The sequence below is a fragment of the Larkinella humicola genome, assembly GCF_008727875.1.
In the GTDB taxonomy this organism is placed as follows: Bacteria; Bacteroidota; Bacteroidia; order Cytophagales; family Spirosomataceae; genus Larkinella; species Larkinella humicola.
In genome coordinates, this window is the sequence record NZ_VTWS01000006.1 from 455,594 (window position 1) to 472,005 (window position 16,412).

General features: G+C 52.5%; 15 protein-coding genes. 7 read left to right on the forward strand and 8 right to left on the reverse strand.

The features are described from left to right. Positions 1–16: 16 nt before the first annotated feature. Positions 17–817: a 3-keto-disaccharide hydrolase gene (locus F0P93_RS23445; protein ID WP_150880163.1), complete on the reverse strand. Its 801-nt coding sequence runs from the start codon at positions 815–817 to the stop codon at positions 17–19. Between the two features lie 177 nt (positions 818–994). On the opposite strand from F0P93_RS23445, the gene F0P93_RS23450 reads away from it, so the two are divergent. Continuing rightward, a complete protein-coding gene (locus tag F0P93_RS23450; RefSeq protein ID WP_150880164.1) occupies positions 995–2,368 on the forward strand; it encodes a Gfo/Idh/MocA family protein in 1,374 nt (457 codons plus the stop codon). Positions 2,369–2,484: 116 nt separating this feature from the next. Here the strand turns inward: F0P93_RS23450 and F0P93_RS23455 are convergent, their stop codons facing one another. Together F0P93_RS23455 and F0P93_RS31570 are read right to left on the reverse strand one after the other, a co-directional pair. Further along, entirely contained in the window at positions 2,485–3,009 is a 525-nt protein-coding gene (locus F0P93_RS23455) for a YfiT family bacillithiol transferase (protein WP_150880165.1), read from the reverse strand. A gap of 268 nt (positions 3,010–3,277) precedes the next feature. After that, positions 3,278–3,454 carry a hypothetical protein gene (locus F0P93_RS31570; protein ID WP_191908900.1) on the reverse strand — a complete coding sequence of 59 codons (177 nt, stop codon included), beginning with the start codon at positions 3,452–3,454 and terminating at the stop codon, positions 3,278–3,280. A 361-nt stretch (positions 3,455–3,815) separates the two neighbouring features. Between F0P93_RS31570 and F0P93_RS23460 the strand changes: the two genes are divergently transcribed. Continuing rightward, positions 3,816–4,271 (forward strand): DUF4920 domain-containing protein, encoded by a 456-nt coding sequence (locus F0P93_RS23460; RefSeq protein ID WP_150880166.1) that lies wholly within the window; start codon positions 3,816–3,818, stop codon positions 4,269–4,271. Between the two features lie 93 nt (positions 4,272–4,364). Beyond that, complete coding sequence (locus F0P93_RS23465; RefSeq protein WP_150880167.1) at positions 4,365–5,657, forward strand: metal-dependent hydrolase family protein; 1,293 nt, start codon at positions 4,365–4,367, stop codon at positions 5,655–5,657. A 119-nt stretch (positions 5,658–5,776) separates the two neighbouring features. Here F0P93_RS23465 and uxaC read toward each other — a convergent pair whose 3' ends face one another. The 3 genes from uxaC to uxuA all read right to left on the reverse strand — a co-directional run bounded on the left by uxaC (position 5,777) and on the right by uxuA (position 9,244). Beyond that, entirely contained in the window at positions 5,777–7,189 is a 1,413-nt protein-coding gene (gene uxaC, locus F0P93_RS23470; RefSeq protein WP_150880168.1) for a glucuronate isomerase, read from the reverse strand. A gap of 32 nt (positions 7,190–7,221) precedes the next feature. Next, complete coding sequence (locus F0P93_RS23475; protein ID WP_150880169.1) at positions 7,222–7,863, reverse strand: PDDEXK family nuclease; 642 nt, start codon at positions 7,861–7,863, stop codon at positions 7,222–7,224. Between the two features lie 175 nt (positions 7,864–8,038). Further along, entirely contained in the window at positions 8,039–9,244 is a 1,206-nt protein-coding gene (gene uxuA / locus F0P93_RS23480) for a mannonate dehydratase (protein WP_150880170.1), read from the reverse strand. A gap of 149 nt (positions 9,245–9,393) precedes the next feature. On the opposite strand from uxuA, the gene F0P93_RS23485 reads away from it, so the two are divergent. The 4 genes from F0P93_RS23485 to F0P93_RS23500 all read left to right on the forward strand — a co-directional run bounded on the left by F0P93_RS23485 (position 9,394) and on the right by F0P93_RS23500 (position 14,387). After that, a complete protein-coding gene (locus tag F0P93_RS23485) occupies positions 9,394–10,731 on the forward strand; it encodes an MFS transporter (RefSeq protein ID WP_150880171.1) in 1,338 nt (445 codons plus the stop codon). Between the two features lie 206 nt (positions 10,732–10,937). Then, positions 10,938–11,933 carry a sugar kinase gene (locus F0P93_RS23490; protein WP_138993270.1) on the forward strand — a complete coding sequence of 332 codons (996 nt, stop codon included), beginning with the start codon at positions 10,938–10,940 and terminating at the stop codon, positions 11,931–11,933. Positions 11,934–12,025: 92 nt separating this feature from the next. Continuing rightward, a complete protein-coding gene (locus tag F0P93_RS23495; RefSeq protein ID WP_150880172.1) occupies positions 12,026–12,700 on the forward strand; it encodes a bifunctional 4-hydroxy-2-oxoglutarate aldolase/2-dehydro-3-deoxy-phosphogluconate aldolase in 675 nt (224 codons plus the stop codon). A gap of 142 nt (positions 12,701–12,842) precedes the next feature. Continuing rightward, positions 12,843–14,387, forward strand: coding sequence for a tagaturonate reductase (locus F0P93_RS23500; protein ID WP_150880173.1), 1,545 nt, complete (start codon positions 12,843–12,845; stop codon positions 14,385–14,387). On the opposite strand, the gene F0P93_RS23505 is transcribed toward F0P93_RS23500, so the two are convergent. Together F0P93_RS23505 and F0P93_RS23510 are read right to left on the reverse strand one after the other, a co-directional pair. Beyond that, positions 14,359–15,114, reverse strand: a complete 756-nt coding sequence (locus F0P93_RS23505; protein WP_150880174.1) for a LytR/AlgR family response regulator transcription factor — start codon at positions 15,112–15,114, stop codon at positions 14,359–14,361. The genes F0P93_RS23500 and F0P93_RS23505 overlap by 29 nt on opposite strands. Further along, the gene (locus tag F0P93_RS23510) at positions 15,111–16,181 is read right to left on the reverse strand and encodes a sensor histidine kinase (protein WP_150880175.1); all 1,071 of its coding nucleotides are present in this window, start codon (positions 16,179–16,181) and stop codon (positions 15,111–15,113) included. Before F0P93_RS23510 ends, F0P93_RS23505 begins: the two co-directional genes overlap by 4 nt. Positions 16,182–16,412 lie beyond the last annotated feature (231 nt).

The following is a 16,412-nucleotide window of genomic DNA, read 5'->3' on the forward strand; positions in this document are numbered from 1 at the left end:
TTTATCCTTCTCTTTTTCAAAAATCCGTTTCCGGTTTTTTCAGATCCAGTTCTTTGATCCAGATGTTGCGGTAATAGACATCGTGCCCTTCGGCCTGGAGTTTCAGGCCACCCGGCGTATCGGTGATGCCTTTGCCGCCGTCATTTCCGCCGTCGATGCCCGAATTGGGTCCGCCCCACACCTGGTTGATTTCCTGGTTGGTATGCACTTTTTTGCCGTTGAAATACATCGTTAGCCGGGCTTTTTCGGTGCGCTTCCCATCCTTAAACCGGGCTGCCCGAAAAACGATGTCGTACGAATTCCATTTCCCAACGCCGTTGTAGGCATGATACGGTGACGGTGTTTCGTTGATCACAGCCGCCATCCCGTGCGAAGTGGTGTCGCCATCGAGCACCTGAATCTCGTAGCGGTTTTGCAGATAAACGCCACTGTTGCCACCCGGTTTCAGAATATAAAACTCAATATGCAGCCGGAAATCCCGGAACGTCTGTTTCGTCACGATGTCGGCGGTGCCGTATTTGCCACCCGCAGCCGTGGGGTCGTTGGTGTTCAGAACCGTGCCTTTTCCGTCCGGATCTTTTTCAATGGTCCATTTAATGGGCGGGGTGGCAGCAAACCGGGGGCCTTCCCAGTAGATCCACTTCGAATCGAGCATCTGGCGAGACCCGTCAAACAGGATTTCTGCTCCTTTGGGTGCTTTGGTGCCGACGCCCACCTGAGCCTGGGCGTTGGCTGAAACCACTGAATACAAGGCAATTGCCAGAATGAAAAGAAAGTTAGCAGCAACCGTCGAAAAGCGAAAAGCAGAATAGTTCATCAGAAAAAGGGGTTTGGAATCGATCCGTAAAGGTCCGTTAAAGATAAGCGGGATTCGGTGAATTATCGATTGGAAATTTTCGATGATCCAATTAATTTACATCGGGTTAACGCGCCGGAATGGAGTAGTTGACCCGCCGATTTTGCTTACTGAAATCTAAACCTACTCCCTTTGAAAATGAAAGATAACGCTTTTACCGTGTCCCGGCGGGATTTTCTGCTGGCGGCTGCGGCCACCGCGCTGGCTCCTCCGCTGGTGCTTCAAGCCTCCAAAAGAAAATTTGGCCCAAACGACAAACTTAACCATGCCTGCATCGGTGTGGGCGGCATGGGCTGGGGCGACCTCAACCAATTCGGCAAACATCCACGGGTCAACATTGTGGCAATCTGCGATGTGGATGCGATCCGGTTGAAAAAGGCCTCCGATGCTTATCCGCAGGCCCGAACGTATACCGACTGGCGCGAACTCCTGGAAAAAGAGGGCGATAAAATCGACTCGGTCAACGTAACCGTACCGGATCATAATCACTTTGCCATTGCCATTCAGGCCATCCGGAACGGCAAACACGTGTATTGCCAGAAACCGATGTGCCACGATGTGGCCGAGGTGCGGGTGCTGACCGAAGCCGCCGTTAAGGCTGGTGTCGTGACCCAGCTCGGCACCCAGATAGCCGCGGGCAAAGGCGACCGCACCGCCGTTCAATGGATCAAAGAAGGCGCCATTGGCAAAGTAAAACACGCCTACCTCTGCTCCAACCGCCCCGGTGCCGTTGAACATTACCGGCTCGTTGGTCCGCGCCCGGCCGAACCCCAGGAAGCCCCCTCGACCCTGAACTGGGACCTCTGGGTGGGCACGGCCCCGATGCGCCCTTTTTCGCCTGACATCTACCACCCGACCAAATGGCGGGCGTGGCAAGATTTCGGAACCGGCTGGTCGGGCGACATCGGCTGCCACATTTTCGACGCCGTCTGGAAAGGGCTGGGCCTGAAACCGCCCAAGTCGGTGATTGCCGAAGTGCAGAAATCCTGGGAAGACTCGCCCGCCCGCCGGGGTGACACCTGGCCGCAGGGCAACCACATTACCTGGTCGTTTCCGGGCAACAAAATGACTGCTTCCCGCACTTTGCCGGTCGAGTGGTTCGACGGGGAGTTTTACCCACCGAAAGAAATTCGGGCCTTGTTCTCAGAAACCGACTATCCCGCCGAATCGGCCATGTTGATCGGCACGAAGGGGGCCCTGCTGATTCCGCACGGCAAAATGCCGGTTTTGCTGCCGGGCGACCAATTCAAGGATTACAAAGTGCCGGAACTGGAAGAACGCAACCATTACCACCACTTTGCGGAGGCCTGTCTGGGCGGCCCGAAAACCGAGTCTCATTTTGCCCAATCCGGACCGATGACCGAGGCTATTTTACTGGGTACCGTTGCGATTCGGGTGCCGGGCCAACTGCTGGAATGGGACGCTGCCCGGATGAAATTTCCGAATAATCCCGATGCCGAGCGCTACCTGAGCCGAATTTACCGCGATGGCTGGCGCATTGCCGGGTTGTAAAGGGTCATGGGAGTTGAAACTTCATTGCTGGGCGGGATTTGCAATCCCGCCCTTTTCTGTTCCGGATTTAAAATTCGATGCGCTCCGGAATCAGGCTCCTCCATTTTCCAAATCGCTCACTCTCCCGCCAACGCCAGCTTGATGTGCGCCAGGTGGTGCTGTGTATGCCAGGCCGACATGGCGATGGCCTGCGCCTGACTAAACCAGAGTTTGCGAACCGGATGGAAGTATTTGATTGCCAACTGCTCATCCGTCAGCGATTTCAGCAGATAGACATACCGGCGCGTGATGCCATCGAACGACACCAGCGAGTCGTCAATCGGCGCGGTCAGCGAATCCGGTGTGGCTACCCAGGCATCCATATTGATCAGGGTGACGACTTCGTAATCAGGCTCGGTGAGGGCCTTTTTCATCCGCAGGAAATGCAGCAGTTGAATATCGCTGACGTGGTGAATCAATTGCTGAACAGTCCAGCTTCCTTCGCGGTAGGTCATCGCCAACTCCTCCGGCGACAGGTGTTCGACCAACTCCCGGTAGCGGGCTGGCATGGCTTCAACGATGGCAATCAAGTGCTGCAGTTCCTGTGGTGTGTAGGTTTCCTGTGTCGTGAGGGGGCCGATGGGGTATTTCCGGTTTTCCATATCTGTTCAAAAGCCGTGGTTGTGTATCCGTTGAAACGGCAATTTCTAAAAAAAGATGGAATGTCTGTCGATCGACAGACATTCCATTCAATACAAAAGAAAATACTTTCCAATTTGTAGTTTACCTTTTTTACAAACTAGAATAGTTCATTGATCCTCAGAGCATTCCCAAAATACTATGCTACGACCGGCAGGTTTTGTGCAGCTTTAACGGCGATTCTGCACAAAACCCGCCGGTTCACAGTATAATTACCATATTCAATCATTTTCACTTCCTACTTCTTATGAAGTAATCAATAATAATAATTGATAGCAAACCAACACCAGTACCCAAAACATATTTGCCAATGACCCAGTTTTGGCTGTACATCAATCCACCAATAACAATAATACAAATTGTTACAAATTTTAGGATTGCTTTAAACAAGGCTCCATACGTTTTCATGTGTAGTTTCTGTTACTTATGCTACGTAAGCATCATTTTTAAGTGATAAAAAGCATTCTCAACCTTCAGCATCTTTTTTTACATTAATGTAACCATTCTACAACACCCGGTTCTTTCAAGGATGGGGCTTCAAAAAACCTACAGAAAACCGGACCACAAAAACAAATCCAATCGCGTGAAATCAACACTATTCTGCGCGAAACCACCAGTCTATTTTTCTAATTTACAGATACTTAAGAATCAGTTACATCTAAAAATGTTAACCAAACTCCGCCTTTCGTAACCTTATGGTTTGCGACCAACGGATTGTCTTTTTTACTATTTTTGTAATCAGCCACGTTAAAACCGCATCAGACAGACTATGAAAACGTTAGCCATCCTGACCCTCGCCCTCGGAATCTCGCTTAGTGCCGTCGCACAGGACAACGTCAGCTACCACGGCAAGAAAATAACCGCCGACCACGCCACGCCGACCACCGAGCTGCCCGCCAAAATGGGCGACAAAACGAAACTGGAAACCAAAGTGGAAGGCACCGTCGAGTCAGTCTGTCAGGTGAAAGGCTGCTGGATGCGGGTGAAAGCCGCCGACGGACAGGCCATGCTGGTGCGGTTCCGCGACTACGGTTTCTTTGTTCCGAAAGACATCGTTGGCAAAAGTGTGGTGTTTGAAGGAACCGCCGAAACCAAAACCACTTCCGTTGCCGAGTTGCGCCACTACGCCGAAGATGCCGGGAAAAGCAAAGAGGAAATTGCCAAAATCACCCAGCCCGAAAAAGCCATCACGTTTGTGGCTGATGGAGTGATCGTGAAGAAATAAAAAGCCCGAATAAACCGCCTTCGGGCGTTCGATAAATGTGTATCTTGAAAGCCGCAACTTTTGCGGCTTTTTTGCTTTTTAACATCCAACTGCATGAAAAAAAACTACCTTTCCGCCGTACTCCTACTCTTATTTCTGACATCTCCCCTGCTAACACTGGCCCAGCAACGCACGCTGATTCACTGCGGCAACCTGCTCGATGGCGTTCGTAACGACCTCCAGCGCGAAATGACCGTGGTTGTGGAAGGCACGAAAATTACCGCCATTCAAAAAGGCTATGCCAAACCGGCGGCTTCGGACCGGGTGATCGACCTGAAAAGCAAAACCGTGTTGCCCGGCCTAATCGACATGCACGTCCACCTCGAAGGCGAAACCCGCCGGGGCGGCACCCTCGACCGGTTTACGATGAACGTGCCGGATGTGGCTTTTCAGTCGGCCAAGTACGCCCAAACGACCTTGCTGGCTGGTTTTACGACCGTTCGGGATCTGGGCGGCAGTGGCGTTAATGTAGCCTTGCGCAATGCCATCAACCGGGGCCTGGTCGACGGGCCGCGCATTTTTACGGCGGGTAAAACGATTGCGACCACCGGCGGTCATGCCGATCCGACCAACGGCTACCGCAAGGATTTGATGGGTGATCCGGGTCCGCTGGAAGGTGTCATCAACAGCCCCGAAGAAGCCCGCAAAGCCGTTCGGCAACGCTACAAAGACGGTTCCGATCTGATTAAAATCACGGCCACCGGTGGGGTGCTGAGCAACGCCAAAGACGGTTCGGGGCCGCAGTTTACCGAAGAAGAAGTCCGGGCGGTAGTGGAAGCCGCCAAAGATTACGGTTTTGCCGTTGCCGCCCACGCCCACGGTGCAGAAGGCATGAAGCGGGCCATCCGCGCGGGGGTGAACACCATCGAACACGGCACAATGATGGACGATGAAGCCATCGAATTATTCAAAAAACACGGCACCTATTACGTCCCCACCATCATTGCCGGGAAAGTGACCTCCGATTCGGCCAAAATATTTGGGTATTATACGCCTTTTGTTACCCGCAAAGCCCTCGCCATCGGCCCGCTGATTCAGGCTACTTTCGCCAAAGCCTACAAAGCCGGGGTCAAAATCGCATTCGGCACCGACGCCGGTGTGTTCGTTCACGGCTACAATGCAAAGGAATTTGAGTACATGGTTGAAGCGGGAATGCCGCCCCTGGAAGCGATCAAATCGGCGACGATGGTCAATGCCGAGTTGCTGGGGATGAAAACGCAGATTGGCTCGGTCGAAACCGGCAAACTTGCCGACCTGATTGCCGTCGACGAAAACCCCGTCCAGAACATCAAAACCCTGCAACAGGTGCGGTTTGTGATGAAGGAAGGAAAAGTGTATAAACAGTGAAAGGAGGAGTTATAATGATAAATGTAAAATGACGAATGTTAAATGTAAAAGTTAAGGAGCGAGAAGCCCATCACTTTTACATTTAACATTCGTCATTTTACATTTATCATTCCCCGTTTTTAAAACTTAAAATACTCCTTCGCATTGTTGTAGCAAATATCCTGCACCAGTTTGCCGATCCAGTCGATGTCGTTGGGCAGTTCGCCGTTTTCGACATCGTTACCAAAAATATTGCAGAGAATCCGGCGGAAATATTCGTGGCGCGGATACGACAGAAAACTGCGCGAATCGGTCAGCATTCCGACAAACCGGCTCAACAGGCCCATGTTCGACAGCGCGTTGATCTGTTTCTGCATTCCCTCCTTCTGATCCTGAAACCACCAGCCCGAGCCGAATTGAATTTTACCCGGCATCGATCCATCGTTGAAATTACCGATCATCGTAGCCATCACTTCGTTATCGCCGGAATTGAGGTTATACAGGATGGTTTTCGCCAGTTGATCGCGGTCATCCAGGCCCCCTAAAAACCGGGCCAGCGGACTCGCCTGCCGGAAATCGCCGATGCTGTCCCAACCCGTATCGGGGCCGAGGGTCCGTAACGCGCGTTTGTTGTTATTCCGCAGCGCACCCAGGTGGAATTGCTGCGTCCAGCCTTTTTCCCAGTCCCATTCCGCAAACCGGTCTAGCATATACGACTTGAACTGCCGGTTCTCGGTTTCACTCAGGGCACCATTCGACAGCAGTTTCTGAAAGACACCACGCACTTCCGATTCAGTATACGGCTCGGCATAAATCAGTTCCAGACCGTGGTCCGACAGGCGACAACCCGCCTGGGCAAAGTAGTCATGCCGTTGTTTCAGGCACTCCAGGAACGTGTCAAGCGAGCGAATTTCCTGGTTACACACCTCTCCCACGCGCGTTACATACGCCTGAAAAACCGCTACATCGTCGATCGCCATCGCCTTGTCGGGCCGGAACGTGGGCAGTACTTTGATTTCAAAACCGTCGGCGGCAATCTTTTTATGATGCTCCAGCGAATCCGTCGGATCGTCGGTAGTACAGACAGTTCTGACGTTGAAATGACGCAGCAGGGTGCGGGTCGACATGCCGGGGAGTTGTTCCGTACAGCGGTCGTACACCTCGCGGGCCGTGGTGCCATTCAGCACCGTTTCGACGCCGAACGGGTTTTTCAACTCCATGTGCGTCCAGTGGTACAGCGGATTCCGCATCGTGTACGGCACGGTTTCGGCCCACTTCTGAAACTTTTCGTAATCCGACGCATCGCCGGTGCAGTACTTTTCAGCGACCCCGTTGGTGCGCATGGCCCGCCATTTGTAGTGGTCACCGTAGAGCCAGATTTGCGTCAGGTTCTCGAACGTTTTATCGGCAGCAATCTGATCGGGCGGCAGGTGACAGTGGTAATCGATGATGGGCATCGCCTTGGCGTAGTCGTGGTAGAGCCGCCGGGCGGTATCGGTCTGGAGAAGAAAATCTTCGTCTAAAAAGGATTTGATGGGTTGATCAACCAGCATGGTCGTACGGGGTTGCGTTCACCCAATAAAGGCTAAGGCGTCGGCTTTTTACCCGTCAACAGGGCATCAAGTACAAACGAACAGCCCGGCAGTACGTCGATGGACTGGTCCCAGTTTTTCAAAATCCAGTCTTTGCCCGGTTCGGCGATCCAGATTTTTTTTGATTCGGTAAAAATCCAAATGACCTTTTCGGTGCCAAAATTCAGCAACTGCGTGGTTTTTTCCTGGTAATAATTAAAATCGGAATGAAAGCGGGTGAAGTCGGCTTTGGTATCTACTTCAATGGCAATTTTCGGCGGTATCCAGGCGTATTTGGTAAGATCCTGATCCGTCAATTGCGTTGTGGAAAAAATCGCTACGTCGCAGGCTCGCCAGTCGTTCTTTTTAAATTGAATGCCCAATTCGTTGGTAACGACCGTAAACTCATCCTCATTCAATGCATTCATCAGTCGCGCAACCAGTTTGGCGACCAGAATCCCCTGTAATAAACTCGAACTCATTGCTTCTTCAACCGATTTAGTCCCGTTCAATACATCCTTGTATCCGGCATAATAAACCGGTTTGCCGTCCCACATCTCATAGACGAGCGATTCGAGCAAACGAGCCCTGGCGATCCGGGCCTCGCGTTGCTCCGGACTGCGTTTGTTAATTTGTTTTTCTTGAACCTCAGCCATTTTGGTTTACGGTTTTCAGTTTACGGTTTTCAGTTTACGCCGGGCCACCGTAGCGACGGCCCGGCGTAAACTGAAAACCATAAACCGTTAATCGGTCTTTCTTCTACCAATATACAAAAAAATACAGACTCGGTTTTAACACCTGTTAGGTCTTGAAGACCTAACAGGTGTCGTGTTACAGACTTGACCGCTCAATTCCCAACATCAGGCCGCGGAGTTCGGCGAGTCCGCGCAGTCGTCCGATGGCGGTATAACCGGGATTCGTCCGTTTTCCGGAATTCAGGTCATCGAGCATTTTGTGGCCGTGATCGGGGCGGAACGGCATTCTGAAATCCTCCAGCCCTTCCTCCTCCCGGCGTCGCTGTTCGCCCAGCAACGCACTGACAACAGCAAACATATCCACATCCCCGTCCAGGTGATTGGCTTCAAAAAAGTTGCCTTCTTCGTCCCGTTTTGTGCTGCGCAGGTGGATAAAATGAATGCGGTTTCCCAGTCGATCCACCATACCTGCCAGATCATTATCCGGCCGGACGCCGTAGGAACCGGTGCAGAAACACAGGCCGTTGGCGGGCACATCCACCGCATCCAGCACCATCCGGGCATCGGCTTCCGTACTCACCACGCGGGGCAGCCCCAGAATCGGATACGGGGGATCATCGGGATGGATCGACAGCCGAACACCCGCGTCCTGCGCAACGGGCGCAATTTCCCGCAAGAACGCGTACAGGTTTTCACGTAACTCCTTGTCACCGATGTGTTTATAGGCATTGAGGGTTTCCTGAAACTGCTCCACCGTGTAGCTTTCTTCCGAACCCGGCAAACCTGCCAGAATATTTAACTGCAAACGCCGGGCCGCGGCTTCGTCCAGGGCTTCAAAGCGGTTTCGGGCTTTCAGAAGCTGTTCGGGCGTATAGTGTGCTTCGGCACCGGGGCGTTTCAGAATGAACAATTCAAAAGCCGCAAACTCCGTGGCATCAAACCGCAAAGCCGTCGAACCGTCCGGCATCAGGTAGTCCAGATCGGTGCGGGTCCAGTCCAGCACCGGCATAAAATTGTAACAAACCGTGTCGATGCCGCAGCGGCCCAGGTTGACGATCGACTCTTTGTAATTTTCAATGTACTGCTGAAAACCGTCGGAGCGGGTTTTGATGGCATCGTGCACCGGAATGCTTTCGACCACCGACCACGTCAGCCGGTGTTCACCGGGCGCACCGGCTTCAATGATGGATTTGCGGGTGGTAATTTCATCGACGGACCACACCTGTCCGTTGGGAATATGGTGCAACGCCGTTACAATGCCCGTCGCTCCGGCTTGTTTGATGTCGGCGAGACTAACGGGATCGGCGGGGCCGAACCATCTCCAGGTTTGTTCTAATGCCATTTCTTTGCGCGTATTTTTGATTGAAAAAGCAGGCCGTCGAATGGCTCTACTCATTTCGCCTTCCGGCCTTTCGATCTACTATTTTTTCGTGACATTTCGGTAAGTTTGGCAAAATTTTGTCTTTATCGCATCGCTAACCCCTTTACGTAATGTCCGCCCCCTCCGGAAATTATCGCTGGCGAATTGTGCTGCTGCTGTTTTTTGCAACGACCATCAACTACATCGACCGGCAGGTGCTGTCGTTCACGATGATCGACGAAACATTCCGGCGGGAGATGATGGGGAAGGCGGCCGATGAAGCCCTGACGGAAAGTGATCTGGATCAGTTTAAAGTCCTCTACAGTTACGTCGATACGGTTTTCAAGGTGGCTTACGCGCTGGGGTTTCTCCTCATCGGCTGGATCATCGACCGGGTGGGCACGAAGCGGGGGTTTTCCATTTCGATAATTCTCTGGAGTATTGCCGGCATTTTGAATGCGTTTATCGGGTCGTTGCGGGGGTTGAACATCGTCCGGTTTATGCTGGGCATCGGCGAAGCCGGTAACTTTCCGTCGGCCATCAAGTCGGTGGCCGAGTGGTTTCCAAAAAAAGAACGGTCGTTTGCCACGGGCCTTTTCAATGCCGGCACCAACGTTGGCATCATTGCCACGGCAGTTTTGATTCCGTGGCTGACGATTCAATTTGGCTGGCGGTTTTCGTTTGTAGCTACCGGTCTGCTGGGTTTTCTGGTGCTGATTGCCTGGCTCCGAATCTACCATCGGCCGGAAGAGCACCCGCGGGTGAGCAAGGCTGAACTGGCTTATATTCAGCAGGATTACGAGGAAGATATCCCGGAAGAAAAACTATCGTGGTGGCGTCTGCTCGGTTTTCGGCAAACCTGGGCGTTCATTGTCGGCAAATTCATGTGTGACCCCATCTGGTGGTTTTACCTGAGCTGGCTTCCCGATTTTTTCAACAGCAGCGAATCGCTCGACCAGCGGCTCGACCTGAAGAATGTCGGCTTGCCTTTTCTGGTCATTTACATCGTTTCCGATGGCGGCAGCGTGCTGTTCGGGTGGCTGTCGTCCAAATTCATTCACATGGGTTGGTCGGCCAACCGGGCCCGCAAAACCACCATGCTGATTTGTGCGATTTGCGTCGTTCCAATTTTTTTTGCGGCTCAGACCAGTAGTATTTACGTAGCAATTGCCTTGATTTCTTTAGCGACGGCGGCCCACCAGGGCTGGTCGGCCAATATTTACACGTTCGCGTCGGACCTGTTCCCCAAAAATGCCGTGGCTTCCGTCACCGGTATCGGCGGGATGTTCGGAGCGATGGGCGGTATTTTGCTGGCGGCTGTAGCGGGCAACATTCGCGTCAGTCTGGGGTATTTACCGTTGTTTATCATTGCCAGTTCAACCTACCTGATTGCACTGGTAATCATCCATTTCCTGTCGCCGACCCTGGAGCCGGTGACGAAAAAGGAACTGGAAAGTATCGGTGTTTAACATTGAGGGATGGTTTTAAATGGTTAAAATGGCTGAAAATGGTTTGATGATTAAACGGTTAAAATGGCGGGAAATGGTTAAAAATGGTTGTCAGTCACCCGTTTTCAACCATGTAACCATATCAACCATTCAACCATTTTAACCATTCAACCATTTAGCCATCAACCCATTTTCAATCACCAAAAACCATATCAACCATTCAGTACTTGAAAAAAATTGTCACTTTCGGTGAAGTCATGATGCGTCTGGCGCCACCGGGTTTTGCAAAATTTACGCAGGCGCATTCGTTGAATGTGGTCTATGGCGGAACGGAGGCCAATGTGGCGGTTTCGCTGGCTTGTTTTGGTTGCCAAACTGCCCACGTCACCCGTTTTCCCGACCATGCGCTGGGCCGGGCTGCGGCCGCTACGTTGCGGTACCACGGTGTCGATACGTCGAGCATCAGTTTTGGCGACGGACGACTGGGGCTGTATTTCCTGGAAACCGGGGCCGTGAGTCGCGCCAGCCAGATCATTTACGACCGCTATGACTCGGCTTTTTCGCTGATTCGACCCGGCGATTTCGACTGGGAAACGATTTTGGCCGGTGCCGACTGGTTCCATTGGTCGGGCATTACGCCCGCCCTATCGCAACAGGCCGCCGATTGTTTGCAGGAAGCCATCGAAACAGCCAACCGGCTGGGGGTGATGGTTTCGGGTGATATTTATTTCCGGAGTAATCTGTGGAAATACGGCAAAAAACCGCAGGACATTTTACCCGCGCTGACCGCCGGTTGCGATCTGGTGCTGGGCAATCAGGAAAACTTTGAGGAACTCTACGGCGTGAAAGCCGATTCTTTCGAAGATGCCTGCCGGAAAATGCAAATCCAGTTTCCCAGGATTCAGTACTTTACCGACACCGAACGACAATCGCTGAGCGCATCGCACAACCGGCTGATGGCCAAGTTTTTCGACGGCTCCAAGACGTATTCGTCTGACGTTTATGACATTACGCACATCGTCGACCGAATCGGGGGAGGTGATGCGTATCTGGCCGGACTGATCTACGGTTTGTTAACCAAAAACGATCCGCAATACGCCGTTGAATTTGGCGCGGCTGCTTCGGCTCTAAAACACACCGTCGAAGGCGACGCCAACCTGGTTTCGGTTCAGGAAGTAGAAGCCATGGTCGGTGGCGACAAGTCGGGACGACTGAGAAGATGATTATGAATTACGAGTTACGAGTTACGAGTTAAGAGTTGGCTGACGCATATAACTCTTAACTCGTAACTCGTAACTCATAACTAAGAAAGAGTGTGGCTCGTTTTTCAAGATTAGAAGTTTATCAGACCATTCGGCAAGTGCCGGTGGTACCGGTTTTTTACCACGCCGACGCCGACGTTTGTCGCGAAGTGCTGGGGGCCTGCTACCGGGCCGGCATCCGGGCGTTCGAATTTACGAACCGGGGTGATTTTGCCCACGAACTGTTCGCGGAACTCGCCAAAATAGCCGCCCGTGATTTCCCGGAGCTGGTGCTGGGCGCCGGAACGCTGGTGGAAGCCGGAACGGCGGCTCTTTACATTCAGTCGGGGGCCAATTTCATCGTGGGGCCGTCGTTTCACGAATCCATCGCCCGCACCTGTAACCGCCGGAAAGTGGCCTACATGCCGGGCTGTGCGACGCTCACCGAGATTTCAACCGCCGAAGAGTTTGGGGTGGAAGTGGTCAAGGTCTTTCCGGGCGACACGCTGGGACCCGGTTTTGTCAAAGCCGTAAAAGGGCCGATGCCGTGGACGAGTGTCATGGTGACGGGTGGTGTCGAACCGACCCACGAAAGCCTGAGCACCTGGTTCAAAGCAGGTGTAACTGCCGTGGGCATTGGCTCCCAGTTGTTCCCCAAAGACGTGTTAGCCAACCGCCAATACGATCAAATCGAAACAAAAGCCAAAGAAGTGCTGGCCATTCTGGCGGAGTTAAGAATTAAGAGTTAGGAGTTAAGAGTTGGCTGACGCATATAACTCTTAACTCCTAACTCTTAACTTATAATTGCGCTCTATTCATTTAGGATTTACTTTTACACAATACTGGTAACATTTGAAGCCGTCCAGGCGACCAAGCAACGTATCCATCATCATGACACCACTGAACCGTTCGAATTATCCGGCCACCATTCACCCTGAGCGCGTGTTGCAATTTGGCACAGGCGTTTTGTTGCGCGGATTACCCGACTATTTGATCCATAAAGCTAACCAGCAGGGTATTTTCAACGGCAGCATCGTTGTGGTGAAATCCACCGGGGGCGCAACGGATGAATTTGCCGAACAGGATGGGCTGTATACGGTGGTGACGCGAGGGATCCAGAAGGGTCAAACGGTGGATAAACACACGGTGGTGTCGGCCGTCAGCCGCGTCATTTCGGCGAAGGAAGACTGGAAAGCCGTGCTCGATATTGCCAAAAAACCGTCGTTGCAAGTCATTATTTCCAACACGACCGAAGTCGGAATCCAGTATGTGGCCGAGAGTATTTTCCAGAATCCTCCGCAGTCGTATCCGGCCAAACTGACGGCTTTCTTATACGAACGATTCAAGAATTTTGGCGGTGGCCGAAGCAAAGGGATGGTGGTCATTCCTACCGAACTGATTACCGACAACGGGCTGAAACTGCGCGACATTGTCGAAAAAGTAGCCAAACACAACGAACTCGGCAAGCTGTTTATGAAGTGGTTAAAATACCACGTGCGCTTCTGCAACTCGCTGGTCGACCGGATCGTACCGGGAAAACCCGATGCCGAAACCCTGCTCCGGAAACAGGAAGAACTGGGCTATGAAGATAAGTTGCTGATCATGGCCGAACCCTACCGGCTGTGGGCCATCGAAGGAGACGACCGTGTCAAAAGCGTGCTGACCTTTGCGAAAGCCGACCCGAGTGTCGTGATCGACGAAGACATCAATTTTTACCGCGAGCGCAAACTCCGCGTGCTGAATGGAGGCCATACCATCAGCGTGCCGCTGGCGTATTTGCTCGGTCTGGAAACCGTCAACGAAATGATGCTGCACCCGCTGATGGGCCGTTTCGTGGAAGAGGTCATTACCCAGGAGATTGTCCCGACCTTGCCCGAGTGGATGATTCCGGAAGAAAACCCGGATGCTGTGCGCGAATTTGCCGCCGACGTGCTCGACCGGTTCCGCAATCCGTATATTGAACACCTTCTGCTCAGTATTACGATGCAGGAAACCTCCAAAATGCGCGCCCGGAATCTGCCGACCATTCAGCGGTTTGTGGAACAGCAACAGCAGGTGCCACAACGAATGGTGCTCGGTTTTGCCGCTTACCTGCGGTTTATGAAGGCCGTTCGGTTTGAAAAAGGAGCTTACCTCGGGGAAGCCACTACGCCCTCCGGAGGCATCATCACCTACCCCATCCGCGACGATTACGCCGAGTATTTCTACAACATGTGGCAGAAAGTCGATGTCCACGATGCGGCTTCAGTACGCAATTTCGTTCACGCCATCTGCGACGATTCGGCCTTGTGGGAAATGGATCTGCGACCCCTCACCGGTTTTGCCGACGCCGTTGCCGAACAGCTTAATAACCTGCTGACGCTGGGCGTTGAAGCGACTATTGAACGCCAGGTGGCAACCGCCGAGTCTACGACCAGCGGCTCAGGAATTGATTAAATGCATCTTTGTGCTGGTCACTGACGGGAATGGTGGCCGAACCAATTTGGATGGTGTTGCGCGTTACGGCCTCAATTTTGTCCAAAGCGACGATAAACGAACGGTGAACGCGCATAAACCGCCGGGAGGGCAGTTTGTCTTCCAGGGCTTTCAAACTCGTTAGCGACAGAATCGGCTTCGGAACGGCCTCGGGGCGGTCTTTCCGCAAATGCACTTTTACGTAATCCTTCAGTCCTTCGATGTAAAGAATGTCATGGAAGGCAATCCGAACCAGTTGGTATTCTACTTTCAGAAACAGGTATTCTTCTTCCGGTTCGGGCGCAACCGGCAAGGCGATGGCGGGCCGGTTGATCAGCTCAAAGTAGGCCCGGGCCTTGTTGGCCGCCCGCAAAAATTCTTCGTAATTAAACGGTTTGAGCAGGTAATCCAGCGCATCGACCTTGTAACCTTCCAGCGCAAAGTGATTGAAAGCCGTTGTGAAAATGATTCGCGGAGCGCTGCCGGTTTGGTTGCGCTCCAGCACGCGGGCGAGCTCCATGCCCGTCAGATCGGGCATTTGAATATCCAGAAACAACAGATCGACCGGGTGATCGTGCAGGCCCTGTAAGGCTTCAACGGCACTGCTGTAGCGACCGGCCAAGGTAAGAAACGGCGTTTTTTCGATGAACGCACACACCAGCCCGAGGGCCAGGGGTTCGTCGTCTACCGCAATGCAATTGAGGGTCATGTGAGTTGCAGGTTCAGATGAACCAGGTACTCGTTTTCGGGGGTGTCTTCTTTCACCGAAAGCTCATAGCGCTCGGGATAGAGCAAATCGAGCCGCCGACGCGTGTTGGTAAGGCCGATGCCACTGCCGACTTCGAGTGACTGATTTTTTTCGGGAAAGATCGTGTTTCTCACTTCCATTTCCAACTTTGACCCTTCCTGGTGGATAACAATACTGATCCGGCTGGGTCGCATGGCACTGACCCCGTGTTTAAAGGCATTTTCGACAAAAGGCAACAGCAGCATCGGCGCAACCGGCACGTCCTGCAAAGGTGTTGGCTGTTCGAGCGTCACGGTTACTTTATCCGTTAGCCGTAGCTGCATGAGCTGAATGTAGTCCTGAACGAAGTCGATTTCTTTGCTCAGCATGGTGGTATCGTTGCCGGTTTCGTAGAGAACGTACCGCATCATGCGCGACAGCCGGTGCAGGGCTTCCCGCGACGCTTCCACGTCGAGGAGCGTCAGCGCGTAAATGTTGTTGAGCGTATTGAAAAAGAAGTGGGGGTTGATCTGGGCTTTCAAAAATGACAACTCGGAACTGACCCGGGCCTGTTCCAGACTGAGCCGCAGCCGGGCGTCTTCCTGCCACTTCTGAACGGAAGCAATGCTGGTTCCGATGCCTAACATCAAAAACGTAGTGACCAGCACCGACTGACTCCAGCCCCAGATATTCCGGGGTTTCCGAACCCCGCCCTCGGGGTGAAACGCCCTAAACATCAGCTCCGGCAGGTTGAACCAGGTATCGATGCTAAACAGCAGGATCAGGACAATGGCAGCCGTTAGCACGAGCGACAACACATACATCCCGGTTTTGTCGCGGAAAAGCAATTGGGGCACCAATACCAGCGTGTTGAGGTAAAACGCACCGACCAGCAGGCAGAAGTAAATCCCCTGTTTGATCCAGAACAAGGTAGGCAACGTAACGTCCCAATTCAGCGGCTGATAAACCAGCAGGGCAAACCCCAGCAAGCCCCAGGCCAGAACGTGCGTCAGAACGGGAACATTACGACGTAACGTGAGTAAATTCATGGGATGATAGGATGATTGTGGGCAAGACTCCCGGGTTCAAAAATCTTCTGAAACGACAAAACAACCTGGTATCAAATGAAACCAGGTTGTCCAACTACCATCTCTATTAAAAAATATCGGTGCAGCAAGTGTATCTATGTAGTGAACGTTCGACGGCAATCAAGGTAAGGTGTCGAACGGGTAACGGTGTCAATTGATTTACAATCATACGGCACAAAAGCCAAAACCAAC